Annotated in this window: 19 protein-coding genes and 1 pseudogene; 13 read left to right on the top strand and 7 right to left on the bottom strand. The window is 63.0% G+C overall.

Annotated elements, in window-relative coordinates:
• Nucleotides 1–188: 188 nt before the first annotated feature.
• Complete coding sequence (locus EGM97_RS15310) at nt 189–1,142, top strand: 2-hydroxyacid dehydrogenase (RefSeq protein WP_238962143.1); 954 nt, start codon at nt 189–191, stop codon at nt 1,140–1,142.
• On the opposite strand, the gene tssA is transcribed toward EGM97_RS15310, so the two are convergent.
• Genes tssA through EGM97_RS15285 form a run of 5 tightly spaced genes read right to left on the bottom strand, consistent with a single transcriptional unit; the run spans nt 1,139 to nt 8,697 of the window.
• Entirely contained in the window at nt 1,139–2,221 is a 1,083-nt protein-coding gene (gene tssA / locus EGM97_RS15305) for a type VI secretion system protein TssA (protein WP_238962144.1), read from the bottom strand. The genes EGM97_RS15310 and tssA overlap by 4 nt on opposite strands.
• Nucleotides 2,218–6,072 (bottom strand): type VI secretion system protein, encoded by a 3,855-nt coding sequence (locus tag EGM97_RS15300; protein ID WP_238962145.1) that lies wholly within the window; start codon nt 6,070–6,072, stop codon nt 2,218–2,220. Before EGM97_RS15300 ends, tssA begins: the two co-directional genes overlap by 4 nt.
• Nucleotides 6,069–6,830: a DotU family type IV/VI secretion system protein gene (locus EGM97_RS15295; protein ID WP_238962146.1), complete on the bottom strand. Its 762-nt coding sequence runs from the start codon at nt 6,828–6,830 to the stop codon at nt 6,069–6,071. The genes EGM97_RS15300 and EGM97_RS15295 overlap by 4 nt, the downstream gene beginning before the upstream one ends.
• 18 nt (nt 6,831–6,848) lie before the next feature.
• A complete protein-coding gene (gene tssK / locus EGM97_RS15290; RefSeq protein ID WP_238962147.1) occupies nt 6,849–8,180 on the bottom strand; it encodes a type VI secretion system baseplate subunit TssK in 1,332 nt (443 codons plus the stop codon).
• A gap of 52 nt (nt 8,181–8,232) precedes the next feature.
• Nucleotides 8,233–8,697, bottom strand: a complete 465-nt coding sequence (locus tag EGM97_RS15285) for a type VI secretion protein (protein ID WP_238962148.1) — start codon at nt 8,695–8,697, stop codon at nt 8,233–8,235.
• A 224-nt stretch (nt 8,698–8,921) separates the two neighbouring features.
• Between EGM97_RS15285 and tssB the strand changes: the two genes are divergently transcribed.
• From tssB to EGM97_RS15235, 10 genes are all read left to right on the top strand, one after another.
• Nucleotides 8,922–9,485, top strand: coding sequence for a type VI secretion system contractile sheath small subunit (tssB, locus tag EGM97_RS15280; protein ID WP_238962149.1), 564 nt, complete (start codon nt 8,922–8,924; stop codon nt 9,483–9,485).
• A 30-nt stretch (nt 9,486–9,515) separates the two neighbouring features.
• Nucleotides 9,516–10,997 (top strand): type VI secretion system contractile sheath large subunit, encoded by a 1,482-nt coding sequence (gene tssC / locus EGM97_RS15275; protein WP_238962150.1) that lies wholly within the window; start codon nt 9,516–9,518, stop codon nt 10,995–10,997.
• Nucleotides 10,998–11,118: 121 nt separating this feature from the next.
• Nucleotides 11,119–11,616, top strand: coding sequence for an Hcp family type VI secretion system effector (locus EGM97_RS15270; protein WP_238962151.1), 498 nt, complete (start codon nt 11,119–11,121; stop codon nt 11,614–11,616).
• Between the two features lie 12 nt (nt 11,617–11,628).
• Nucleotides 11,629–12,072, top strand: a complete 444-nt coding sequence (gene tssE, locus EGM97_RS15265) for a type VI secretion system baseplate subunit TssE (protein ID WP_238962152.1) — start codon at nt 11,629–11,631, stop codon at nt 12,070–12,072.
• The gene (gene tssF / locus EGM97_RS15260; RefSeq protein ID WP_238962153.1) at nt 12,056–13,846 is read left to right on the top strand and encodes a type VI secretion system baseplate subunit TssF; all 1,791 of its coding nucleotides are present in this window, start codon (nt 12,056–12,058) and stop codon (nt 13,844–13,846) included. Before tssE ends, tssF begins: the two co-directional genes overlap by 17 nt.
• Nucleotides 13,810–14,835 carry a type VI secretion system baseplate subunit TssG gene (tssG, locus tag EGM97_RS15255; RefSeq protein ID WP_238962154.1) on the top strand — a complete coding sequence of 342 codons (1,026 nt, stop codon included), beginning with the start codon at nt 13,810–13,812 and terminating at the stop codon, nt 14,833–14,835. The genes tssF and tssG overlap by 37 nt, the downstream gene beginning before the upstream one ends.
• 1 nt (nt 14,836) lies before the next feature.
• Nucleotides 14,837–17,380, top strand: coding sequence for a type VI secretion system ATPase TssH (gene tssH / locus EGM97_RS15250; RefSeq protein WP_238962155.1), 2,544 nt, complete (start codon nt 14,837–14,839; stop codon nt 17,378–17,380).
• 34 nt (nt 17,381–17,414) lie between these two features.
• Entirely contained in the window at nt 17,415–18,083 is a 669-nt protein-coding gene (locus EGM97_RS15245; protein WP_238962156.1) for an endonuclease/exonuclease/phosphatase family protein, read from the top strand.
• Nucleotides 18,084–18,087: 4 nt separating this feature from the next.
• Nucleotides 18,088–20,097 (top strand): type VI secretion system tip protein TssI/VgrG, encoded by a 2,010-nt coding sequence (gene tssI, locus EGM97_RS15240; protein ID WP_238962157.1) that lies wholly within the window; start codon nt 18,088–18,090, stop codon nt 20,095–20,097.
• Nucleotides 20,098–20,110: 13 nt separating this feature from the next.
• Nucleotides 20,111–20,653 (top strand): toxin-antitoxin system YwqK family antitoxin, encoded by a 543-nt coding sequence (locus EGM97_RS15235; protein ID WP_238962158.1) that lies wholly within the window; start codon nt 20,111–20,113, stop codon nt 20,651–20,653.
• A 158-nt stretch (nt 20,654–20,811) separates the two neighbouring features.
• Here the strand turns inward: EGM97_RS15235 and EGM97_RS15230 are convergent, their stop codons facing one another.
• Entirely contained in the window at nt 20,812–21,207 is a 396-nt protein-coding gene (locus tag EGM97_RS15230) for a DUF4280 domain-containing protein (RefSeq protein WP_053157233.1), read from the bottom strand.
• Nucleotides 21,208–21,381: 174 nt separating this feature from the next.
• On the opposite strand from EGM97_RS15230, the gene EGM97_RS15225 reads away from it, so the two are divergent.
• Nucleotides 21,382–22,449 carry a phosphotransferase family protein gene (locus EGM97_RS15225; RefSeq protein ID WP_238962159.1) on the top strand — a complete coding sequence of 356 codons (1,068 nt, stop codon included), beginning with the start codon at nt 21,382–21,384 and terminating at the stop codon, nt 22,447–22,449.
• 24 nt (nt 22,450–22,473) lie between these two features.
• Entirely contained in the window at nt 22,474–23,241 is a 768-nt protein-coding gene (locus EGM97_RS15220; RefSeq protein ID WP_238962160.1) for an SDR family oxidoreductase, read from the top strand.
• A gap of 27 nt (nt 23,242–23,268) precedes the next feature.
• On the opposite strand, the pseudogene EGM97_RS15215 reads toward EGM97_RS15220, so the two are convergent.
• Nucleotides 23,269–23,420 (bottom strand): annotated as a pseudogene (locus tag EGM97_RS15215) (IS110 family transposase); the annotation flags it as partial.

Raw genomic sequence — 23,420 nt, 5'->3', positions numbered from 1 at the left:
AACGGCAAAAAAATGCCAGGGAGCGAGGTATCGCCGCTTTGCCCCAGCTCCTACACTCAGAAACAGAATCCACGCACCCTGTGGGAGCGAGCCTGCTCGCGATAGCGGTGGATCAGCCGGCATCGATGTTGACTGACACACTGCTATCGCGAGCAGGCTCGCTCCCATAGCTTATTCAGGAGCCCAGCATGACCGCAACCGTCCTGGTACTGGTTGAAACCGTCAATGATTACCTGCCGATTCTCGAGCGCCAGGGTTATCACCTGGAGCTGGCGCCCACTCCCGCCGAACGCAAGGCGGCGATTTTCGAGCATGGCGAGCGGTTCAATGCGGTGCTGACCCGCGGTCCCCTGGGTCTGACGGCCGATGAGATCGGCGCGCTGCCCAACCTGCAAATCATTTGCGTGATCGGCGCCGGCTACGAGCAGGTGGACCTGCAGGCCGCCCGGGACCGCGGCATCGTGGTAACCAATGGTGCCGGGGTCAACGCGTCGTCGGTGGCCGACCATGCCATGGCGCTGCTGTTGGCGCTGGTGCGCGATATCCCTCGCGCCGACGCCTGCGTGCGCCGGGGCGAATGGGCGAAGGTCATGCGCCCCTCCCTGGCCGGCAAGCGACTGGGAGTGCTGGGGCTTGGCGCGGTAGGCATGGCGATTGCCAAACGGGGGGCCCTGGGCTTTGACATGAACGTGAGCTACCACAGCCGCCGGGTGCGCAACGATGTGCCCTATACCTACTGCGCCACGCCCACGGAACTGGCCCGGGTTTCGGATTTCCTGATCATCGCCACACCCGGTGGTCTCGATACCCGGCAGTTGATCAACAAGCAGGCGCTCGACGCCTTGGGGCCCAATGGTTTTCTGGTGAACATCGCCCGGGCCAGTGTCGTCTCGACCGCTGAACTGATCAGCGCCCTGGAACATCGGCGCATCGCTGGCGCAGCCCTGGACGTCTTCGACCACGAGCCCGAAGTGCCCGACGCGTTGAAGAACCTGCCCAACGTGGTCCTGACGCCCCATGTCGCCGGCCTTTCGCCGGAAGCGACCCGTGGCACGGTAGAGCTGGTGGGCCAGAACCTGAATGCCTTCTTTTCCGGCAAGCCAGTGCTCACGCCGGTGCCGTTACCTGTTCCACAACGTTAAAGCACGCCCAGCAAGGTCCATACTCGACGGGATTCGGCATCGGCGTTGATCAACTCTCCCAGCAGCTCGCTCAGCGGCTTGTTGCCCCATTCCACGCCGCGCCGTATGAGATAGGGCACCGGGCTATGAGGTTCGGTGCGCGCCAGATACCCGGCGATGACCAACAACTGTCGATAGGCTTCCTCACGACTGGCCGGTTCCTGAAACACCGGGGACGATGCGACGGGCCCCTGGGGCTCCTGCGGCGCAGCCACGGAAGGCACGGCCACAGGCGCGACGGTGGGTTGCTGTGGATGCATCGCGATGAACTCCTCTACCAATGCCAGCAGGGCCTGTATGACGTCTTGCAAGGCTTTGTAGCCGGGCGCCAGCGAGCCCAGGTAAGCGTCGCTCCAGGTGTCGAGCCGGTGCAGATGTTGCAAGCTCAGCATCAGACTGCCCTGACGATGCAGCCAGAACGACAACGGCGTGTTGCGGATCAGCTCGGTGAGTTTCTTTTGATCGTTGCGTGCGGTTTCCGCCGACGCCTTGGCGTTTTTGCTGTCGTTGGCCTGGACCTGCTGACGCTGCAAACGCTGCCAGTCATTCAGGCAAAAACTGTCGAAGGACGGATCGCGGCCATCGAACAAAGCCACCCGCGTCAGCAGCACTTCGGTGTAGCGACGCGCCAACCATTCCAACGGGATCACACGCCATGACTGGTCGCCCTCGTCGGCCTGGGGATGCAGGTGCTCGGGGTAGCGCTCGCACAGGCCCACCACCAGCGCCAGGCTACCCGGCAAGCCTTCCAGCCCACTCAAGTGCAGCCAGGCTTCCCCCAGCCAGGCGCTGATCATCAGGTCCTTGCTGCGTTCGAGCAGCAGCGTGGTGGCGAGCCGTTCCAGCTCCGGCCACTGGGCTCGCTTGACCGACGCCTGCCACACCCCCGTTGGCAGACTGGTGTCGTCCTCCCTGCGCAATTCGCGCAACTGGTCGTATTCCGGTTCATAGCGCAGATCCAGTCCGCAGGGCGATTGGGCGCTGATCGGCTCGAGCAACGCAGTGACCAGCTCGGGCAACGGGGATATCGGTACGCTCACAGGCCCTCCTCACGGGTCGCGATGGCGGGGCTCGACGAGGTCGCCATGAAAGGTGAACGGGGCGCCTGGGTCGGCAGCGGCGGGATCGACAGGGGCAGCTTCGAACCCTGGCTCATCAGCGACAGACGCAGGAACATCAGGGTTTGCTGCGTCGTGCGGGCCTGGATCTGTGCCAGGGCCGGGGTCTGGGCTGCAATCTGGCCCGTGACCGGAAGTTGCAACGTCAGCGGAAAGTCGGTGTAGTCAACGTTCGGTTGGTGCTGCACCGACACCAGCGAACGCATCAGGCGTAGCAACGACCACGGGCCCTGGTATTCCCAACCAGCCTCCAGGTCGCGCACCACCAGATTGGGCTGCAAGGGGTCATTGGCCGGTCGCTGGTAACCGTTGCGGGCCCAGCGCAGGGTCAGCCGCACGGGTTGCCCGATCATCCAGCGCAAATTCTGCCCGGCTTCGCCTGGATAACTGATCTGCTGGTTGCCGGCGTCGATTGCCCAGGCGATGACCTGGTCGGCACCGCGCTCCTCATCGCGGTCGGTGCGCCAGCGTACATCCATCTCCACGCCAAGAAGGCCGCTCTTGTCCCGCACGAACAACGGCCCCAGCCAGGCACCCGCCTGCTTCAAGCGATTGAGAAAATCCTCGGCCGCCAACCGTTCCGGCGTCTGACTCAACGCGAGCCCGGCCTGGGCCAGTGGCAAGCGTGTATCGATCAACTCCAGCAGCCGCTGAACCCGTGCCGGATCTGCGTCACTGGCCCGCACGTCCTGGGAAAACGGAAAACGACCGGCCAGGTACTGGTTGAAATAACTGGCCAGGTCGTTCCAGGCGGTCGCCGCCTGATGCTGTTGCAGGTACAGGCAACGTTGCAAGGCCGTCTGCTGCAACGTGACGGCGCGCTGCGCCAGGTCGCCGCGTCCGCCTGACAGATTGGAGGTCTGCAGAATCTGCGCACAGGACGTCGTGTCCATTTCGTTGAAGTCCCGGCTCACCAATTGCGTCAATTGCGCAGCCGAACTGGCCGGATTCTGATTCTTGTACTTGAGCAACTCGTCGTTGATCGCCATGAACCGCGACACCTGATCGTGCTCCAGGGCCGACAGGTTGTCTTGCTGGACAATCAACCACTCCAGCGCCGGCATGCGCTGCTCGGCGATTTGCAGCATGGCATCGAACTGCTGGTTCAGACTCAGCTTCAAGCCCTGTGGATCGGCGGCACCGTACAGTTGCAAACCGAAGTTCTTCGAGCCGTCCCAGCGCTGGATGTCGGCTCGTTGGCTGAACAACGGCTGGGCATCGATTTCGCTGAGGCCGCTGTTGATCTGGGCCATTGCGCGACGATTGAGCAAACGCTGGAAACGCGTCGCCAGATCACTGCGATGCACGTCCATGAAAGCCTTTTGCAGCGCTACGGCCTGGGACGTCTGCACATTGAAGCCCATGCCCGGCAGTTGCTCATCGCTTTCATCCAGGCTTAGCCACATGGCCTGTGCCGCGGCGCTTTCTGCAGCCTGCATCAGCGCATCGCGGTAAGCCGGCGGAATGCGTGGCAGCTCTTCATTGGCGTAGCTCCTGTAGCTGGCGAAGTAATTCAGGGCAACACTGAAGTCATCGCTGCCATCGGCCTGACCCAAGGTATCGGGCACATTAACCGACGGTGCCTTTTGCAGGGCCAGGGCTACGAAATCGCGCTTGAACAGGGCCTTCACCGCATCGTCGAGGGCGGTGACATGCTCTTGTAACACCAGCAAGCCACTGCCTTGCTGGACCAGCAGATTGTCTCGGGACCCGCTCTGCACGATCCACTGGTCGCGAAAACTCTGCTGCAATTTCGCCGCCCGGCTTTCCAGGTCCTGTTCGAGTTCCGGCCCCAGCAGGGTGCTGTGGCTGACCTTGTCCATCAACTGGGTGTAACCGGGCACCAGATCCTGGCCCTTGCCCCGGCCCCAGGCCGCATTGGTCAGGCTGACCAGGCTTTGCAGGTCATCGACCAGCGCCATCAGGTCTTCCAGCTCCCCCAACGAATTGCCACCGCCGGCCTCCAGCCTTTGCAGGTGCAACTTGAGGTAACCGGCCTGGCGCACGAAATTGTCGGCAAGGAAATAATGATCGAGCCAGCGCTGCATCAAACCGGTGAAATTGTCGGAAACCAGCGGTCGCGCAGCGTTCAGGTCCAGCCCTTTGAGGTCGGTGTTCTGTGCGTCGAACAGCACTCGGTTATAAAACCGTGCGCGGCTCAAGGTGCCGGCATTGAGATTCAGCGACAAGGCGTTGTTGCTCAGGAGCACCAGTTCATCCAGCGGCGCCTTGGGATTGCCGACCGCCTGGCTGAACAGCTGGTTCTGCTGTTCGAGGCGCACCGCCCGCTCCACCAGGTCCCTGGCCTTCACGTAGCTTTGCCACTGGGCCGGGTCTTCGCTTTCCACGTTGCCGCGGCGTTCGGTGTTGCGGATGGCCTTGAGTTGTTCCAGATCCGATACCAGCAGGTCGCGCAGGGGCAGGATCCAATGATGCCGGGCAGTCTGGCGCAGCCCCTCCTCCAACTGTGTGTCCACCGAGGAAAACCACGAAGTGGGAAACATCACCGAGACGAAGCGCCAGCGCGGGGCCTGTTCCAACACGCTCCAATAGTTCTGCACGTTGTAGCGGGTCGGCTCCAGCTGCGGTTGGTCAGGATCGACCACCAGATGATTCTTGTGGGCGCGCAGGATCAACTGCGACAGGCCCTCGGCCTCTTCCACCGAATCGTGCCAGACCCAGAGCATGCCTCCCAGCCAGATCAGCCCGACCACCAGCGCGGTAGCGCCGGCCAGGCGATGCCAACGCTGGCGCAGGCGCAACAGGCGCGGCACGGGCTGAGCCAGCCCACGCTCGGCCACCAGTCGGCGCGTCCACAGTTGCCGGGCGAATACCGTTTGCCGCAACACCTTGTCGTCCGCTGGAAAACCGTCCCCGTTGACAGCAGGCGCCTGGCTCGCGGTGAAGTACAAGCCGCGAAAGCGCGGTGCCTCGCCCTGGGCGTTGCCCTGGAATACCGGCTCCAGCAAAACCTGCAAGGCCCGTCGCAGCCCTTCGAAACGCTCCGGCAAACCATACAGGTCGCCGCTTAACTGCCCCGACAGTGCACCAATCTCGATGATCGACTGCGACAACGCCGCGTTGACCAGATCCAGCGCCTGATCACTCCACTGCGATTGCCAGGCCGCCTCGGGCGCGTACGGCGACGACCAGCCCAACGTCGACTCACGGGCCTGAGCGGGCAGCGCGCTGACCAGTTCCTGGAAACCGGGCAGTTGCTCCATCCCGGTGATGATCACGTACACCGGCAAGCTGAGACCGAAACGCTGCAACAAATCGATAAAACAACGGCGGACCTTGAGGCTCAACTCGGTGGCGCGCTCGATATCGTCGAGTTTGTCGAACGGCACGGTCCAGATCACCGCATCCAACGGCCGCCGGCTGCGCAAGCGCAGAATCAAACCCAGCAAGCGCCACCAGTTGCCCCGTTGCCGATTCATGCCTTCGCCGGGCAGGAACAGCGCCTGAGGTACCACCAGCACCGCGCCTTCGGCGTCCGACCACCAGCGCCCGAACCATGCTGCCTTGTCTGTCGGCTGCAAGCGCCATTGGCTGCATAACTGAGCGCTTTCGGCTTCGTGGCCGAGCATCATCAACCAGGGCATCTGGTAGCGGTCGCGGGTGCCCTGTTCCTGCTCCATGTGGCGAACCGCCCCATAGAAACTGCGAATGGCGGCGCCCCCCTGGGTCCGCAACCACCAGACCAGCGCTGCTATCAGCACCACCAGGACGATGGCCAACAGCACCAGGGCGAAGATGCTCAGGGGGTTCATGAATCCTGCTCCTGGACCATCGACTCGTTCAGTTGCAACACCGGCTCGAGTTCCGAGCGGATGTCACGCCAGAACACCTGCCCCAACCCCGTCAGCAGAAGGACCATCGCCAGGATCGCCAAGCCCAGGCGAAAGCCGTCCGGCAGCGAGGTCTGCGCCGGCATGCGTATCGGTGGCGCCGCCGCGGACATCGCCAGGCGCTGACTGACATCCTCGAAGTCCGGGTCGTGCTGCCAGGCAAATGTGAACAACGCCACGCGCCATTTTTCATGCTGGAGCTGACCCGGCTCGCCCCGCAGGCGCCCCTGGAAACCGAGGATCAGGCATTGCAGATAGACATTCGCCAGATCCCGAGTACCGGGCATCTGCTCGTCCAGCAGTTTCTTGATGGCCGCTGGCAGCCGTTCGCCGGCTTGGCGGCTGGAATACATGCGCGACTCCAGCGGATGCTGTTGCCAGGCGAGTTGCCCCGGCCAGGGCGTGAACAACAGGGTTTCATCCACCAGCGCGACGAACGCGTAGACCAGCGCCTTGACCTGCTCGGTGGCGGAATCCCCGACCGTGGCGAAGGCGGTCCGCCACAGGCGTTGGGCACTGCGTCCGGAAAACTCCACCACCCGGCTGACCAATGCCGCACTGTCGTTGTCCTTGGGCAGGTCCTGCCATTCCTGGGACCACTTCAGCCAAGCCTGCCGGAAAGCGCTGCTCAGCGGCGCCTCATGCAGACCCCGAACCGCCCCGCCACTTCCGTCCGGCATACGACTCCCCTTCTGCGATCAGGCACTTTCACCGGTTTGCGCGACGAACAACACCACCTGCCACGGACCGCTGGCCTGGGCCGACGCCGGCGCAACAATGTGCAACGGCAGTTGCCCGTCGAACCATTGGCCACTGGCACTCACCACGAACAATCGGGTGTCATCGCCCACGCTGTAGGCCACCTGTTCGTTGCGACTCATGGCCTGGTGAGGCAAACCGCTCATGCGTTGGCGACTCAGCAACGGGACATGGGGCGCGGATGCGATGATCGCTGCGCGCAGCCAATCGGCAGCGGCCTGCTCACTGGCACCGTTGGGCATGCGCAGGCCGATGACCAGTCGCTGGCTTGGCTGGTCGTCGGGCAGTTGGATGGAAAAGACCGGGTCGTTGCGTTCGAAGGCCAGGCTGCGATATCCGGCACGGACCCGCTCCAGGGTGTCTTCCAGCCAGTCGAGCAGCGGTTCGTAGCCCCGTTGCAGCTCCAGGAAATCCAGCGGGGCAAAAGCCGGGACGCCAGCCAAGGGATTGAGCGCCGACCAGGCTCCGGCCAGCCCCAGCAACAAACCGTAGAGCGTCTGGGGCGCGGCCACGCGCATGTTCAGAGCCCCTTCGACCTCGGGCAAGCGTGCCCACAGCGCCGTTATTTGCCGGCGGACTTCCATCGCATCGTCCTGGTTACCGGCCGCCTGGGCCTGACGCAACCGTCCGGCGAGAAACAGGCACTTCTCCCGCGCCCGAGCACACAGCCCGGCGATACGCCGCCCGAGCACCGACTCGGGTAACAACACGGGGGTGGGCGGCGTATAGGGCACGCGCAGGAAGCCGCCGCCCTCCTTGCGGATGCGCAGCAGCGGCAGGCAGATCGAGTCGGCCTTGCTCAGCTGCGTGCACAACCTTGGATTGGGTCGCCACACGGTGATGGATTCCGGGAATTCGCCGCTGGTGAGGTCCGGCAGGGCGTCGCCCACCACCGATTGCAACCGCCCCTTGAGCGGCAGCAACTGCCCGGCGCGCCAGAGTGGGCTGATCGCCAGGTAAACGGTCACGGTGGCGTCGTCGGTCTTGTCGACCGCCTCGGTGATGTCCAGCTCCAGGGTCGGCCCGACGCCGGCTTGCAGACTGACGGGCAAGCCGTCCGGCAAGGTGCCTTGCAGTTGCAGGAGCCGGACCTGGCCGGCGCTGAGGGCCGAAGGGTCGACCTCCAGCTGGCTGACCCCCCAGAACCAGGGATTGCAGGCGGCCGCGACATGCGCCGCCAAGGCCTCGGCGCGCAACCCTTGCAACTGAAAATGCTGGGGCAACAGTTGCATGCCCTCGTGCCAGCACACCGCGTCAGGTAACAGACTCATACGACTCCCTTCGACATTACAGTGTCGCCGCACCTGGGCGGCCCGCGGTCATTCAAGGCTGATTGGCACCGAGCTGCCCATCGTTCACGAGGGTCATCTCGCGACTGTCGAACTTCAGCCAGGCCTTGCGCTGATCGTCCAGCCGAAGCCGGTGGGCTCCGGGAGTGTTATAGCTGGCGAAGACCAAAAGTCCAGCGGCGCGCCGGCCCTCCAGCGGGAAGGGTTGGCGGTCGATGAACTGCCCGGGAACCAGCTCCAGCCCCCATACCGACATGAGTTGACGATAGTCGCGCTGGAACTGTTCGCGCTCTGCAAACCACTGCCTGGCGGTAATGCCCGAGAGTTGCTTGAGCAGGTCCGGATCGTTCACGGCGACGAAATCCACGGCGATCGGAGTGTCGTCATTGGCACGGGGCGCGACGTCCAGGGTCAGGCTGTCCAGATCGACGCTGGGCGCAAACAGCGAGCAACCCGTGAGTGCCACGCTGAAAAAAAATCCTGAAAAAAACACACGCAAAATGAATCTTCCTTTTCGTCGCGGTCAAAAATTGTTTTTGCTTGCATTTTTATAGACCTGTTCTAGCGTCTTGGATAGTTCGGCCAACACGGTCGAATGGACCAGGTTCGTCAAGGGAATGACAGGTTTTCTGCCCTCCGTTTGCAACCTGCGGATCAGCAAGGGAATGCGATGAGCGGGCCTCCCGATGCATTGCTTCCACTCATGCATCGGAGTCGGCCGCCATGGCAGAAAGTACCCAGCACAAGCTCGACAGAGTCCGTCCTCCCCGCGTCCAGATCACCTATGACGTGGAAATCGGCAATGCCATCGAGAAGAAAGAATTGCCACTGGTGGTCGGCATTCTGGCCGACCTCTCGGGCAAGCCACTGGAGCCGCTGCCCAAGCTCAACGAGCGGCGCTTCACCGAAATCGATCGCGATAATTTCAACGAAGTGCTCGCCTCCATCGGCCCACGCGCCACGCTGCAGGTGAACAACACCCTCAGCGGCGACGACAGCAAACTCAATATCGAACTCAAGTTCCGTCACATCGATGACTTCGACCCGGTCAAGGTCGTGGAACAGATCACGCCACTGCGCCGGCTGTTCGAAGCCCGCCAGCGCCTGCGCGATCTTTTGACCAAGCTCGACGGTAACGATGACCTGGACAAACTGCTGCGCGACGTGATCGCCAACACCGAGGGCTTGCAGGAGATCAAGTCGGCCCGACCACAAGACGTACCCAAAGAGCTGCCGACCGTGGCCGCCAACGATGCCCCGGCCCCGACCGACGAACCACAGGCCTGATCGTGCTCATCACTCAAGGGAGATAAAGCCATGCCTGCTTCATCCAGCGCTCAAACCAGCGAGAGTACGACCCAGACCCTGTCCCTGCTGGACAAGATCATCGCCGAAGGCCGCATGGCCCATGACGACAGCCAGCAGGACTATGCCCGAGACATGCTCGCGGAATTCGCCACCCAGGTCCTCGACGAAGGCATGGCCATCGACAAGGACACCGTGGCGATGATCAACGACCGCATCAGCCAGATCGACCAGCTGATCAGCGCCCAGCTCAACGAAGTGCTGCACCACCCCGAGCTGCAGAAGCTCGAAGCGTCCTGGCGCGGCTTGCACCTGCTGGTGCAGAACACCGAGACCAGCACCCGGCTCAAGCTGCGCCTGCTCAACGTGACCCAGAAAGAGCTGCAGAACGACCTGGAAAAAGCCGTCGAGTTCGACCAGAGCGCGCTGTTCAAGAAAATCTACGAAGAAGAGTACGGCACCTTCGGCGGGCATCCGTTCAGCCTGTTGGTGGGTGACTACACCTTCGGCCGCCACCCGCAGGACATCGGCCTGCTGGAAAAACTGTCGAACGTCGCCGCCGCGGCGCACGCACCGTTCATTGCTGCCGCCAGCCCGCGCCTGTTCGACATGACTAGCTTCACCGAGCTGGCAGTGCCGCGGGACCTGTCGAAGATTTTCGAAAGCCAGGAGCTGATCAAGTGGCGCGCCTTCCGGGAAAGCGAAGACTCGCGCTACGTGTCCCTGGTGCTGCCGCACTTCCTGCTGCGCCTGCCCTATGGTCCGGACACCCTGCCGGTGGAAGGCATTAACTACGTCGAGGACGTCAACGGCACCGACCACAGCAAATACCTGTGGGGCAATGCCGCCTGGGCGCTGTCGCAACGCATCACCGAAGCCTTCGCCAAATATGGCTGGTGCGCCGCGATTCGCGGGGCCGAAGGTGGTGGCGCGGTCGAAGGCCTGCCGGCCCATACCTTCCGCACCAGTTCCGGCGACCTGTCGCTCAAGTGCCCGACCGAAGTGGCGATCACCGACCGTCGCGAGAAGGAGCTCAACGACCTGGGCTTCATCGCCCTGTGCCACAAGAAAAACAGCGACGTGGCGGTATTCTTCGGTGGCCAGACCACCAACAAGGCCAAGGTCTACAACACCAACGAGGCCAACGCCAACGCGCGGATCTCGGCGATGTTGCCGTACGTGCTCGCGGCCTCACGCTTCGCCCATTACCTGAAGGTGATCATGCGCGACAAGGTCGGCAGCTTCATGACCCGCGACAACGTGCAGACCTACCTCAACAACTGGATCGCCGATTACGTGCTGATCAACGACAACGCGCCCCAGGAGATCAAGGCGCAATACCCGCTGCGCGAAGCGCGGGTGGACGTGACCGAGGTGGCCGGCAAGCCGGGGGCCTACAAGGCCACGGTGTTCCTGCGGCCGCATTTCCAACTTGAGGAACTGACGGCGTCGATCCGGCTGGTGGCAACCCTGCCGCCACCGGTCGCTGCCTGACCCAGGAATCCTGTGGCGAGCGAGCTTTTGTGGCGAGGGGATTGATCCCCTCGCCACGGTTCGGCGTTCGTCTTAGCGGTATCGGGCACCACCCATTTGTCTTATTCAGGAGTTCCACACAATGGATGCGATCATTCTCGACCTCGGCGGCGACATCAAGGGCGACAGCCTGCTGGAGGGGTTCACGGACAAGATCGAGGTCATGTCCTACAGCCATAACGTGGCCATGCAAGTCACCAATGATGTCAGCAACTCGGAGCGTACTTCAGGCAAACCCCATGTCGGCGAATTCACCCTGACCAAGTTCGTCGACAGTTCCACCCCTACCCTCAACGAGTACTGCTGCGCCGGCAAGCCGATCCCGGAAGCCATCATCACCATCGGGCGTAATGCCGCCGAAGGCAGCGGCCAGATCATGCCTTTCATCGTCTACACCCTGAACAACGTCGTGCTGTCCAACGTCAGCGTCAGTGGTGGCACGGGGGGCAAGCCGGTGGAGACCCTTTCGCTGAACTTCACCAAGATCAAATGGGAACTCACCGCCCAGAAAGATGACGGCACCAAGGAAGGCACGGCGGGCACGACCTGGGACATGGCCGCCAACAAGATGACCAAGTGACGGAGCCGCGCCATGGCTGGCTTCGGGCTTCGACCTCCGCTGTTCGAACGCTTGGCCGACACCGCGGAGGGCGCCAGCCGGGTGTTCGATCGGCAGGCGTTGCAGGATTCGGTTCATGCCGAACTGCATCGCCTGTTCAACACCCGCCGCGGCCCCCTGGCGCTCACCGAACCGCCGAGCATCCTGGACTACGGCATCGCTGACTGGACCGCGTTGCAACAGCAGCGCAGCGATGACCGTCGTCAACTGACCCGCGAGATCCGCCAGGCCATCAATCACTTCGAACCTCGCCTGCAATTGGGCGAGGTCCAGGTCGTTCCGGTTCCGGGTCATGCGCAACGACTGAGCATACGGCTGTCGGGCGTGCTGCGTGGCGACCCGCACCCATGGCCCGTGGCATTTGTCATCGAGCACGCCGGCGACGGCCTTGAGGTACGCCATGAGCGACTCGATTGATCCGCAACTGCTGGATTATTACCAGCGCGAACTGACCTGGCTGCGACATGCCGGCAGCCTGTTCGCCGAGCGCTACCCCAAGGTCGCCCGACGCCTGGAGTTGTCTCCGGGAGAATGCCCCGATCCGCACGTCGAGCGCCTGCTGGAAGGATTCGCCCTGCTGGCGGCTCGATTGCAACGCCGGCTGGACGATGACTACGCCGAATTCAGCGACGCCTTGCTTGAACAACTCTACCCGTTGGCCATGCGCCCGCTGCCTTCTTGCGCGATCGTGCAGTTCGAACCCGACCCGAGCAAAGGTAACCTCGACGACGGCTACCCGCTGCCTCGGGATACGCCGTTGTTCATCACTACCGACAAAGGCCAGAGCATCCACTTTCGCACCACGGCCGCCGTGCACCTGTGGCCGCTGCAAGTGGACGAAGCGTTGTTGCTGGGCAGTGACGAAGCCCAGGCGCTAACCGGCGTGGTCCAGGCCCGCTCGGCCTTGCGCCTGGAGCTGCGGTGCCTGGGGGAGCGCCAGTGGTCGACATTGGGGATCGAGACGCTGCGGGTGCACTTGGCCGCCTCACCGATGATCAACGCCTGGCTGTACGACCTGCTCGGCGCTCACGCGGTCAAGGTGCTGGCCGGCCCACCGGGCAGCGTACCGGAACCGTTGGCCGGCCTGCCCCGGGTTGTAGGTTTCGGCGGTGAAGAAGCTTTGTTGCCGGATGAAGACGGCGTGCACCCCGGCATGCGCTTGCTGGCGGAATATTTCGCCTTTCCCGATAAGTTCGGCTTCTTCGATCTGCCATTGGCGGGGGCAACCAGCGACAGCCCGTCGCTGTACCTCTACATCGTGTTCGACCGTGCCCCTGCCAGTCGCCTGCCGCTCCAGGCCAGCGACATCGCCCTGGGCTGCACGCCGGTGATCAATCTGTTTCCCAGGACCAGCGAGCCCCTGCGCCCGGACGGCACTCGCAGCGAGTACCGGCTGGTGGCCGACAGCCATCGGGAAAACAGCGTCGAGATCCATAGCATCCGAGGCATGCGCGCCAGCACCCGCGAGGGCGTGCGCCAAATACCGGCCTATTACGGCAGCCAACACGGCAGCGACCAGCCCTGTTATTGGTATGCACGACGGGTCAGCGGCATGAGCCCGAACCGCCTGGGTACCGACCTGATGGTCAGCCTGGTGGACACCCGACTCGATCCCCTTGCCGATACTCGGGACTACAGCCTGACCGCCGAATTGCTTTGCACCAATCGGCACCTGGCCCAGAGCCTGCCTGCCGGCACGCCGTTGGGCTTCGAGCGCCCGGGCCCGGTGGCCTGGGCTCGCCTGCGCAATCCGCCCAGCCCACAGAGCCTGCCGCGCCTGGACGGCGAATCGCGCTGGCGGCTGGTCTCACAGCTGACGCTCAATCACCTTTCGCTGGTGGAGGGTCCCCAGGCCCTGGACGCACTGCGCGAAATTCTCGAGTTGCATAACCTGCGGGACGAAGCCAGTGCCCGGCGGCAGATCGAAGGCGTATTGGGCCTGGGCTGCGAGCGAGTGATCGCCCATGTCGGCGAAGACGCCTGGCGCGGCTGGCGCAACGGCCTTGAAGTGCGCCTGCAACTGGATCCGCAGCACTTTGTCGGCAGCAGCGCCGTGCTGTTCTCCGGCGTGCTGGCACAATTCTTTTCACTTTATGCCACCGCCAACCGTTTCGTGCGCACGGTGCTGGTTCAGTCCGACAAGGAGGTGAAGACATGGCAACCCCAAGCCGGCAAACCCCTGACGCTCTGAACCTGAGCCAACGACTGCGGCGCGATCCGCAGCGCTTCGAATGGCTCCAGGCACTGCTATTGCTGGAGCGTGAAGACCCGCAGGCCGAACCCCTGGGCAGCGGTACCGCGCCCCACGCCGAAGCCCTGCGTCTGCGCGGTCCATTGACGCCGCTGTTTGCCGCCAGTGAAGTCGAAAGCCTGAGCCAGGAACCCGGCTTGCCGCCAGTGCTGACTACACCGATCTTCGGCCTCGGCGGCCCCGACGGTACGTTGCCCTACGCCTATCAGGAGTGGCTGCAACAACGGGCGCGGGCAAAGGACCATGCACCGGCGGAGTTTCTCGACCTGTTCCAGCATCGCCTGCTCAGCCTGCTCTACAAGGTCATGCGCAAGCATCGCATCGCCCTGGGTTTCACCGCCCCGGGGGCGTCCGCCGTACAAGCACAACTGCGGGCACTGACCGGCCTGCTGCCCAAGGCTCTGCAAGAACGCCAGGCTGTGCCCGACTCCGCCGTGCTTGCCTGCACCGCGCTGTACGCCGATGGCCGCCGCTCCCTGGCCGGGTTCGCGGCGATCGTTCGTGAGCAGTTCGGGTTGCCGGTGGAGCTGACCGCCTATGAGGGTGGCTGGCGAGAAATCCCATCCGCCAGTCGCAGTCGCTTGCAACCGGGCGGCCGCAACCTGCGCCTGGGACGCAACGCGGTGGCCGGCACGCGGGTCTGGGATGAACACGCTGGCGTGCGCCTGACCCTGGGCCCGCTGAACTCCACCCAAGCCAGCGGATTGCTGCCCAACGGCGAGACCCATCCATTGCTCGCCAGTCTTTTTGCCCTGTATTTCGGTCCCGATCTGGACTGCACGCTGGTCCTGCTGATCCGCGGCGCCGGTCCACTGCAACTGGGCCCTCAGGCACCGCCGCGGCTGAACTGGAACGGCGGCCTGCAACGCCAATCCAACCTCGCCGTGCAACGGATCGAAACCCGCCTTCGTCAGCCGGAGATCGCCTGAAATGGAACTGGCCAGCCTGATCGGACGCCTCAACCCGGACAACCGTCGTGCCCTTGAGCGAGCCGCGCAACGTTGCATGCAGCGCAGCCACCATTACGTGGAAATCGAACACCTGTTGCTGGAACTGTTGGACATTGAAGGGGGCGACTTCGCTTGCTTGCTGCCGCGTTTCGGGCTGGAGCGCGATGCGGTGGCGACGGAAACCAACAAGGCCCTGGACCTGTTCAAGTCCGGCAGCACCCGCACGCCCGCCCTGTCCGCGCAAACCATCGGTCTTTTGGAAGACGCCGTCGTCCAGGCCAGCGTGCTAGGGCTGGACAGCATCCGTTCCGGCCTGTTGCTGCTGGCCCTGCTGGACCGCGATGAGCGCCGCAGCCTGCTACTCAATAGTGCCTCATCGCTGTTGCGCATTCCCCGAGACGCGTTGCGCACGCATCTGCTGGAGTGGACCGAAAGCTCCCGGGAGCATGTCGGCGGCGCACGCCCGGCCAGATCCGCCGAGGCGCCACAGAAACAGGACCCGGTACTCGACCAGTACACCCAGGACCTGACCGACGACGCCCGCAACGGTCGTATCGACCCTATCGTCGGGCGCGACGGTGAGATTCGCCAGTGCATCGATATCCTGCTCAGGCGTCGGCAAAACAACCCGATCCTGGTGGGCGCGCCCGGCGTCGGCAAGACCGCCGTGGTGGAAGGCCTGGCCCTGCGCATCGCCGCCGGGGATGTGCCGCCATCGTTGCAGGAGGTCACGCTGCGGGTGCTGGATCTGGGCCTGCTCCAGGCCGGCGCGGGGGTCAAGGGGGAATTCGAGCAGCGCCTCAAAGGCGTGATCGATGCGGTACGCAGCGCCGATAAACCGATCATCCTGTTCATCGACGAAGCCCACACCCTGATCGGCGCTGGCGGCGCAGAGGGTGGCAGCGACGCCGCCAATCTGCTGAAACCGGCCCTGGCCCGGGGCGAACTGCGCACCCTGGCCGCCACCACCTGGCTGGAATACAAGAAATACTTCGAGAAAGACCCGGCGCTGACCCGGCGTTTCCAACTGGTGCAGGTCGAGGAACCGGACGAAGTGACCGCCGTGGAAATGCTCCGCGGGGTCGCCGCCAAGCTGGAACAGCACCACGGCGTGCAAGTACTGGATGCCGCCATTCACGAAGCGGTGAAACTGTCCCATCGCTATATTTCCGGACGGCAATTGCCGGACAAAGCCATCAGCGTGCTCGACACGGCCTGCGCGCGTGTCGCCCTCGGCCAGCATGACATACCACCGCCCCTGGAAAGCCTGCGCCATCGGCAGAACAGCCTGAAGGACGAACTCGAACGCCTGCGCCGGGAACAGGCCACCGGACTGGACCACCGGGAACGCATTACGCTGCTTGAAAACGAATCCACCGGCAACGTGCAGGCCATCCGCGAACTGGAGACCCGCTGGGGCGAAGAGCGCGAAGCCGTGCGCGAGCTGCTCGACACTCGCCGCGAGCTGCTGGCCTTGAGCGAACGCGCCGACGCCGGAAAGCCCGATACCGAAATCGATAACCGCATCGACCATCTGGCCGCCGAGCTGCTGCGCCTGGAGGCTGGCCTGGATGCCATTCGCCAGGACGATCCCCTGGTTCCAGAACAGGTGGACAGCAAAACCGTCGCCGCCGTGATCGCCGGCTGGACCGGTATCCCGGTGGGCAAGATGCTCGCTGACGAAGCCCATGCCGTGCGAACCCTCGGTCAACGCATGGGCCTGCGGGTCATGGGCCAGGACACGGCGCTGAATACCATCGCCCAGCGCCTGCAAGCCTACCGCGCCGGCCTCACCGACCCTCAGAAGCCGGTCGGCGTGTTCCTGCTGGTGGGCCCGACCGGCGTGGGCAAGACCGAAACTGCTTACGCCCTGGCCGATGCCCTGTACGGCGGCGAACGCAACCTGATCAGCATCAACCTCTCGGAGTATCAGGAGGCCCATACCGTCAGCCAACTCAAAGGCGCCCCGCCCGGTTACGTCGGCTACGGCAGTGGTGGTGTGCTCACTGAAGCGGTGCGGCGCAAGCCCTACTCGGTGGTGTTGCTGGATGAAATCGAAAAGGCTCACCCCGATGTGCTCGAAGCCTTCTACAACGTCTTCGACAAAGGGCTGATGGAAGACGGCACCGGGCTGGTGGTGGACTTCAAGAACACCGTGATGCTCGCCACCAGCAACGTCGGCGCCGAGCTGCTGCTCGACACCCCGACCGCGCAAGTGGGCAGCGACGGGTTCAACGAGGCCTTGCACAAGGTGCTGCTGAAGGCGTTTCGCCCGGCGTTCCTGGCGCGCATGACGGTGGTGGCGTACCGGCCGCTGGATGAAACGACGCTGGAAGGGATTGTGCTGGCGAAGCTGGAGAAACTGCGTGGGCGCTACAAGGCGGCGACCGGCAAGCCGTTCGAATTCGATGCCGGGATCGTCAAGGCCGTGCTCGCCAAGTGCAGCGCGGCGGGCGCACGGGATATCGAGAATGTGTTGATGACGCAGGTGACGGGGAAGTTGGCCCAGTGGGCCTTGGAGTAAACGCAACGCCCATGTAGCACAGGGAGATTGTCTTATGAGAATTGGCAGTTTCAACGTCGAGAAAAACGGCAAGTCCTCCACGCTGGAAAAACAGACGCAGGTGGACATCTTTCTCTATAACTGCTGCTCCAGCAATTACTGGGATGCGGACATCGTTTTCCTGTGTGAAATACATTCGGCGCAAATCGACAACTACTGCTCGAACCTGGCAGCCATCTACAAAAATTACAGCGTCTATTCCTTCGCCGGCGGCCACTCCAATGCCTACATCGTCCTGGTCAAGAGCTTCGAGAAACTGCAGGTGATCAGCCAGGGCAGTCTCTTCACCTTGAACAGGGACTTGATTGCCGTCGAAGCCCACGGCGTTAACGGCTACACCGGCTATGTGTTCCTCGCCCATTTCAAATCGGGACAGAACGGCGTGACCAAAAGCCAGCTCAAATCCTGCACGGCCCTGGGCGGTAAGTGGGTCGCGACCGGGGACCTGAACCTGGATTACCAAAAGGTGGGAGAGCTCGATACCGCAGGATTGGCCTATGAGTGCTGGGGTGGCCAGCAAACCCAAAGCAAGGGCGGCATCCTCGACTGGGTGCTGGCGTCCGTGGATGTAACCGTCACACCGGTCGACATCACCGGCCTTGCCCATGTGTTCGATATGTCCGGCCCCGATCACCGCCCTATCCTGTTCGATGTCAAAGGCTGACAGCATGCCCCGCTCCACCGACAGCAACACCACCCTCTCCCTCACCGCAGCAGCGGTATCGGCGCTGTATCCTGAATCCCTGTCCGGTGAAGAAAGCCTCAACGCGCTGGGCTCGCATATCCTCAATGGCGTTGTCGACGGTGCCCCGCTGACGCTGACCAGCGCGGTCGCCAGCCACGTTACCACTACGCTGCATAAAGATGCCCTGCTACGCCCATTGGACTGGCTGGTCGCCGAGATCCGCCAGCTTCCCGCCGACGCCACCGCAGAACGCTACCAACTCCTGCTGCGCCCATGGCTCTGGTGGCTGAGCCTTGCCAGCAACAACCGAGTGTTTCAAAACCTCGCCACCTCGGACATCGTCACCACGATTTTCAAGGCCCATGGTTTCACTGACTTCCAGCTCAAGCTCACCGGCAGCTACACCCCGCGGGAATATTGCGTGCAGTACGGCGAAACCGATCTGGCTTTCGTCTCGCGCCTGCTGGAAGAAGACGGGATTTTCTGGTTCTTCGCCCACGAGGATGGCAAACACACGCTGGTGCTGGCCGACAGCAACGATGCCTTCGCGCCCATCCCCAACGGGCCGACGGTGAATTATCTCGGGCAGAAAATGGGCGAGCGGGAGCTGCATGGCATTCGTTCGGGGCAGGTGTGCCTGCAAGCGGTGGCCGGGGTTTACCAGGCGACGGATTACGAATTCACCACGCCGACCACATCGCTCTTCAGCCAGGCCGAAGCCGTGGCCGGGCCGAGCGCGATGTACGAACATCCCGGTGGTTACACCGCCAAGGCCCAGGGCGATGCGCTGACCAAGCAGCGCGTGGATGGTTTGCGCAGCCAGGAGAAGCGTTTTATCGGCGAAAGCGATTGCCGCTGGCTGATTCCGGGCTACTGGTTCACCCTCGCCGGCCATGAAGACTCGACGCTGAACATCGACTGGGTGGTGATTTCGGTCAGCCACGAAGCCAGCCACGACAGCTATCGCAACCGCTTCGAAGCCATCCCCAAGGCCACGACGTATCGACCGGCACGCCTCACGCCGAAACCGCGCATGCACAGCCAGACGGCGCTGGTGGTGGGCAAGGCCGGCGAAGAAATCTGGACCGATGAATACGGCCGGATCAAGTTGCAATTTCCCTGGGACCGCACCGGCAAGAACGACGAGACTTCGTCCTGCTGGGTTCGCGTGGTCCTGCCCTGGAGTGGCAAGGGGTTCGGCATGCAATTCGTGCCTCGGATCGGCCAGGAGGTCATCGTCACGTTCATCGACGGCGATCCGGACCGTCCGCTGGTGACCGGTTGCGTCTACAACGGTGATAACGCCCTGCCCTATGCGCTGCCGGCGAACCAGACCCAGTCCGGGATCAAAACCAACTCGTCCAAAGGCGGGGGTGGTTTCAACGAATTGCGCTTCGAAGACAAGAAGGACGCCGAAGAGGTGTTTCTCCAGGCCCAGAAAGACTTCAACATCAATGTGCTCAACGACACCACCGCCACCGTCGGCCACGACGAAACCCTTACGGTGCAGAACGCCCGCACCCGCACGGTCAAGGACGGCGACGAAACCGTGACTCTGGAGAAAGGCAAACGCAGCGTCACCATCCAGACCGGCAGCGACAGCCTGGACGTGAAGGACACCCGCACCGTAACCGTGGGCTCGGACCAGAACCACAGCACCGGCGGCAACTATGCACACAAGGTCACCGGGAATTACGACCTGACGGTGGATGGCAACCTGACCATCAAGGTCAGCGGCACCCTGACCCTGCAAAGCGGCGGCAGCTTTACGATCAAGAGCGGCGCCGACCTGGCCGCCCAGGCCAGCACCTCCATCAGCCAGAAGGCCGGCACAGCCCTGAGCAATCAGGCCGGTACGTCGCTGGAAAACAAAGCCGGCACCACCCTGACCAACGACGCCGGCATCAGCCTGGTGAACAAGGCCGCCGCCGAACAGACCGTGGATGGCGGCGGCATGCTGACGATCAAGGGCGGCCTGGTGAAGGTCAACTGACGGGAGCGCAGCGATGGCCTCGAAGAAGCTCAACGTGGAACGCAACGACAGTCAGCTCAGTGGACAATTGGTGGATGGTCGTCTCGACGGCCCGCTGAAAATCGATGAAGCCGGGCGCCCCCAAGCGACACTCAACTATCAGCACGGCGAGCTGCAAGGCAGCAGCACCTTGTATCATCCGAACGGAAAGGTCTCGGCGGTCTTGCCCTTCGTGGGGGGCAAGTTGCAAGGCGTGGCCAGCTTCTATGCCGCCGAAGGTGGATTGCAGCGCCAGGCCAGCTACCGCGCCGGCTTGCTGCACGGCGAGGCGAACAACTACTTCCCGGACGGACAACTGGCCGAAGCCGAGTTCTATCGCAACGGCGTGCGCGACGGTCGCTACCGCCGCCTGCATCCCAACGGCAAGCCCGCGGTCGAGGCCCGTTACCTCAACGGCCAACTGCTGGAGCCGGCACAGGCCTATGCCGAAGACGGCCGGCCGCTGGATGCCGAAGGCAAACCCATCTCCCGGGTGCGCTGGTGGTTCAGGCGCTGGAACGACCCGGCGCAGGCCTGAACACGCCGAGGAGCTACCTGCTTACCGCTGATCCCCTGTGGGAGCGGGCTTGCTCGCGAAGGCGGTGGGTCAGTTAGCATACTCGTCATCTGATACACCGCTTTCGCGAGCAAGCCCGCTCCCACATTTGAGCTGTGTGATGGCCGCTGGGTTTTCCTTCAGGGAATCAACATCTGCACCTGCCCCGGCACGACGATCTTGATCACTCCGGCCCAGGTGCACATCAGGGTGCTGTTGGCGTCGATGGCCGGCATGTTGCCCAGCAGCAGGGTCGGCGCGCCGCCGGGGATCCAGGGGGTCGCGGTGGCCGGGATGCAGGGCATGGGGGTCAGTACGCCCAGGGCTGCCGCGGTGGCTGCGGCCACGGTCGGGTTGGCCAGGCTCTGGCACATGCCGAACGTGGTGATGTTCACCAGCGGGATGTGATCCATGATATTCGCCGCCGGCATCCCGCCGGTCAGCATTCGATTGACCGGCAATACATTGAGTACCGCCGGAGCTACGCCGAAACTGCATTGCAGGGTGGCGGTACTGCAGACTTGCGGGCATCCCATCGCGACGACTCCTTTCAGGCGCTTCAGAAACCATAGCCCACCCGGGCGCATCAGGCCCGCTGATTATCCGGCAACACGCTAACCTATAAGGCCCGGGCGTGCTTGTGACGCCTCCCACGCGCCATTAGATTAAGCAATGATCGATGGCCTCCAAAATAAGCAGAAGGGATAAGCATGGCGTTTACAGATCAGTCCACCCGCGTGCGCGACGGTGAAGAACTCGATGCCAGTCTGATCGACCCGTACCTCAAGGCCCATATTCCAGGCCTGACCGGCCTGCCCCGAATCAGCCAGTTTCCCGGGGGCGCGTCGAACCTGACCTACCTGCTGGAATACCCCGAGCAGGAATTTGTCTTGCGCCGGCCGCCATTCGGCCACAAGGCCAAGTCCGCCCATGACATGGGTCGTGAATTCCGCATTCTCAATCAATTGCGCGACGGGTTTCCGTACTGCCCGAAAGCCTTCGTGCATTGCACCGACGAATCGGTGATGGGCGCCGAGTTCTATGTCATGGAACGGGTCAAGGGCATCATCCTGCGCTCCGACCTGCCACCGGAACTGGGCTTCGACGCCGCCCGGACCGAGGCGTTGTGCAAAAGCTTCATCGACCGACTGGTTGAACTGCACCGGGTCGATTACCGGGCCTGTGGCCTGGCCGACCTGGGTAAGCCCGAGGGCTATGTCGCCCGGCAGATCCGTGGCTGGAGCGACCGCTACGAAAAGGCCCTGACACCCGACGCGCCAAAATGGGAAGCGGTCAAGGCCTGGCTCAATGACAAGATGCCCGCCGACCACCCCACGTCGAGCATCGTTCACAACGACTATCGCTTCGACAACGTGATTCTCGACCCCGACAACCCGATGCAGATCATCGGCGTGCTGGACTGGGAACTGACCACTATCGGCGACCCGTTGATGGACCTGGGCAACAGCCTCGCCTATTGGATCGAAGCCGGCGACCCGGGCCCCGTCCAACTGATGCGCCGCCAACCGAGCCATGCCCCCGGCATGCTGACCCGCCGCGAGTTCGTGGATTACTACGCCGAGCGTGCCGGGATCCGCATCGATAACTTCGATTTTTACTACACCTACGGCTTGTTCCGCCTGGCGGGCATCGTCCAGCAGATCTACTACCGCTTCTTCCACGGTCAGACCCAGGACAAACGCTTCGCGCAGTTCGTTCAGATGAACAAACTGCTGGAGCAGATGAGTCTGCAGGTCATCGCCAAATCCACGCTCTGAACGCACCTACAACAAGGAAACAGCATGTCCAAGACCCAGTTGTTCGACCTCGACGGCAAAATCGCTTTCGTTTCCGGCGCCAGTCGCGGCATCGGCGAGGCCATCGCCAAACTGCTGGCCCAGCAAGGCGCCCATGTGATCGTTTCCAGCCGCAAGCTCGACGGCTGCCAGCACGTGGCCGATGCCATCATCGCCGCGGGCGGCAAAGCCACCGCGATCGCCTGCCACATCGGTGAAATGGAACAGATCAGCCAAGTGTTCGCCGGCATCCGCGAACAGTTCGGGCGGCTGGACATTCTGGTGAACAACGCGGCCACCAACCCGCAATTCTGCAACGTGCTGGACACCGACTTGGGCGCGTTCCAGAAAACCGTCGACGTGAACATTCGCGGCTATTTCTTCATGTCGGTGGAAGCCGGCAAGCTGATGCGCGAGCACGGCGGTGGCAGCATCATCAACGTGGCGTCGATCAATGGCATCTCGCCGGGGATCTTCCAGGGCATCTACTCGGTGACCAAGGCTGCCGTGATCAACATGACCAAGGTCTTCGCCAAGGAGTGCGCGCAGTTCGGCATCCGCTGCAACGCCCTGCTGCCGGGCCTGACCGACACCAAGTTCGCCTCGGCACTGGTCAAGAACGACGCGATTCTGAAAACCGCCCTGGCACAGATCCCCCTCAAGCGCGTGGCCGATCCGAGCGAAATGGCCGGTGCGGTGTTGTTCCTGGCCAGCGATGCGTCGAGCTATACCACGGGTGTGGCGCTGAATGTGGATGGGGGGTTCCTTTCCTGAGGCGACACTGTCCCCGTGTGGGAGATTCTATGTTGCAGGGCAACCCTGCAATATCGGCTTCGGCTGGCATTCGCTCTGATTTTTCATCAGAGCGAATGCAACTCGGCAGAGCTTACGGGCAAGCACCACCAATGCCTGAGTTTTTGAAAAGCCTCTTGCCAGGTATGACTCGTAGAAGG

Source organism: Pseudomonas sp. AF32, from assembly GCF_022342325.2.
GTDB classification, from domain to species: domain Bacteria; phylum Pseudomonadota; class Gammaproteobacteria; order Pseudomonadales; family Pseudomonadaceae; genus Aquipseudomonas; species Aquipseudomonas uvaldensis.
This window is presented reverse-complemented; position numbering and strand designations above follow the sequence as displayed.

What these genes read in the sequence shown, in the direction of transcription:
- EGM97_RS15310 (WP_238962143.1), top strand. Translation starts at nt 189, where the DNA reads ATGACCGCAACCGTCCTGGTACTGGTTGAAACCGTCAATGATTACCTG.
- EGM97_RS15300 (WP_238962145.1), bottom strand. Translation starts at nt 6,072, where the DNA reads ATGAACCCCCTGAGCATCTTCGCCCTGGTGCTGTTGGCCATCGTCCTG.
- EGM97_RS15295 (WP_238962146.1), bottom strand. Translation starts at nt 6,830, where the DNA reads ATGCCGGACGGAAGTGGCGGGGCGGTTCGGGGTCTGCATGAGGCGCCG.
- tssK (WP_238962147.1), bottom strand. Translation starts at nt 8,180, where the DNA reads ATGAGTCTGTTACCTGACGCGGTGTGCTGGCACGAGGGCATGCAACTG.
- tssB (WP_238962149.1), top strand. Translation starts at nt 8,922, where the DNA reads ATGGCAGAAAGTACCCAGCACAAGCTCGACAGAGTCCGTCCTCCCCGC.
- tssC (WP_238962150.1), top strand. Translation starts at nt 9,516, where the DNA reads ATGCCTGCTTCATCCAGCGCTCAAACCAGCGAGAGTACGACCCAGACC.
- EGM97_RS15270 (WP_238962151.1), top strand. Translation starts at nt 11,119, where the DNA reads ATGGATGCGATCATTCTCGACCTCGGCGGCGACATCAAGGGCGACAGC.
- tssE (WP_238962152.1), top strand. Translation starts at nt 11,629, where the DNA reads ATGGCTGGCTTCGGGCTTCGACCTCCGCTGTTCGAACGCTTGGCCGAC.
- tssF (WP_238962153.1), top strand. Translation starts at nt 12,056, where the DNA reads ATGAGCGACTCGATTGATCCGCAACTGCTGGATTATTACCAGCGCGAA.
- tssG (WP_238962154.1), top strand. Translation starts at nt 13,810, where the DNA reads ATGGCAACCCCAAGCCGGCAAACCCCTGACGCTCTGAACCTGAGCCAA.
- tssH (WP_238962155.1), top strand. Translation starts at nt 14,837, where the DNA reads ATGGAACTGGCCAGCCTGATCGGACGCCTCAACCCGGACAACCGTCGT.
- EGM97_RS15245 (WP_238962156.1), top strand. Translation starts at nt 17,415, where the DNA reads ATGAGAATTGGCAGTTTCAACGTCGAGAAAAACGGCAAGTCCTCCACG.
- tssI (WP_238962157.1), top strand. Translation starts at nt 18,088, where the DNA reads ATGCCCCGCTCCACCGACAGCAACACCACCCTCTCCCTCACCGCAGCA.
- EGM97_RS15235 (WP_238962158.1), top strand. Translation starts at nt 20,111, where the DNA reads ATGGCCTCGAAGAAGCTCAACGTGGAACGCAACGACAGTCAGCTCAGT.
- EGM97_RS15230 (WP_053157233.1), bottom strand. Translation starts at nt 21,207, where the DNA reads ATGGGATGCCCGCAAGTCTGCAGTACCGCCACCCTGCAATGCAGTTTC.
- EGM97_RS15225 (WP_238962159.1), top strand. Translation starts at nt 21,382, where the DNA reads ATGGCGTTTACAGATCAGTCCACCCGCGTGCGCGACGGTGAAGAACTC.
- EGM97_RS15220 (WP_238962160.1), top strand. Translation starts at nt 22,474, where the DNA reads ATGTCCAAGACCCAGTTGTTCGACCTCGACGGCAAAATCGCTTTCGTT.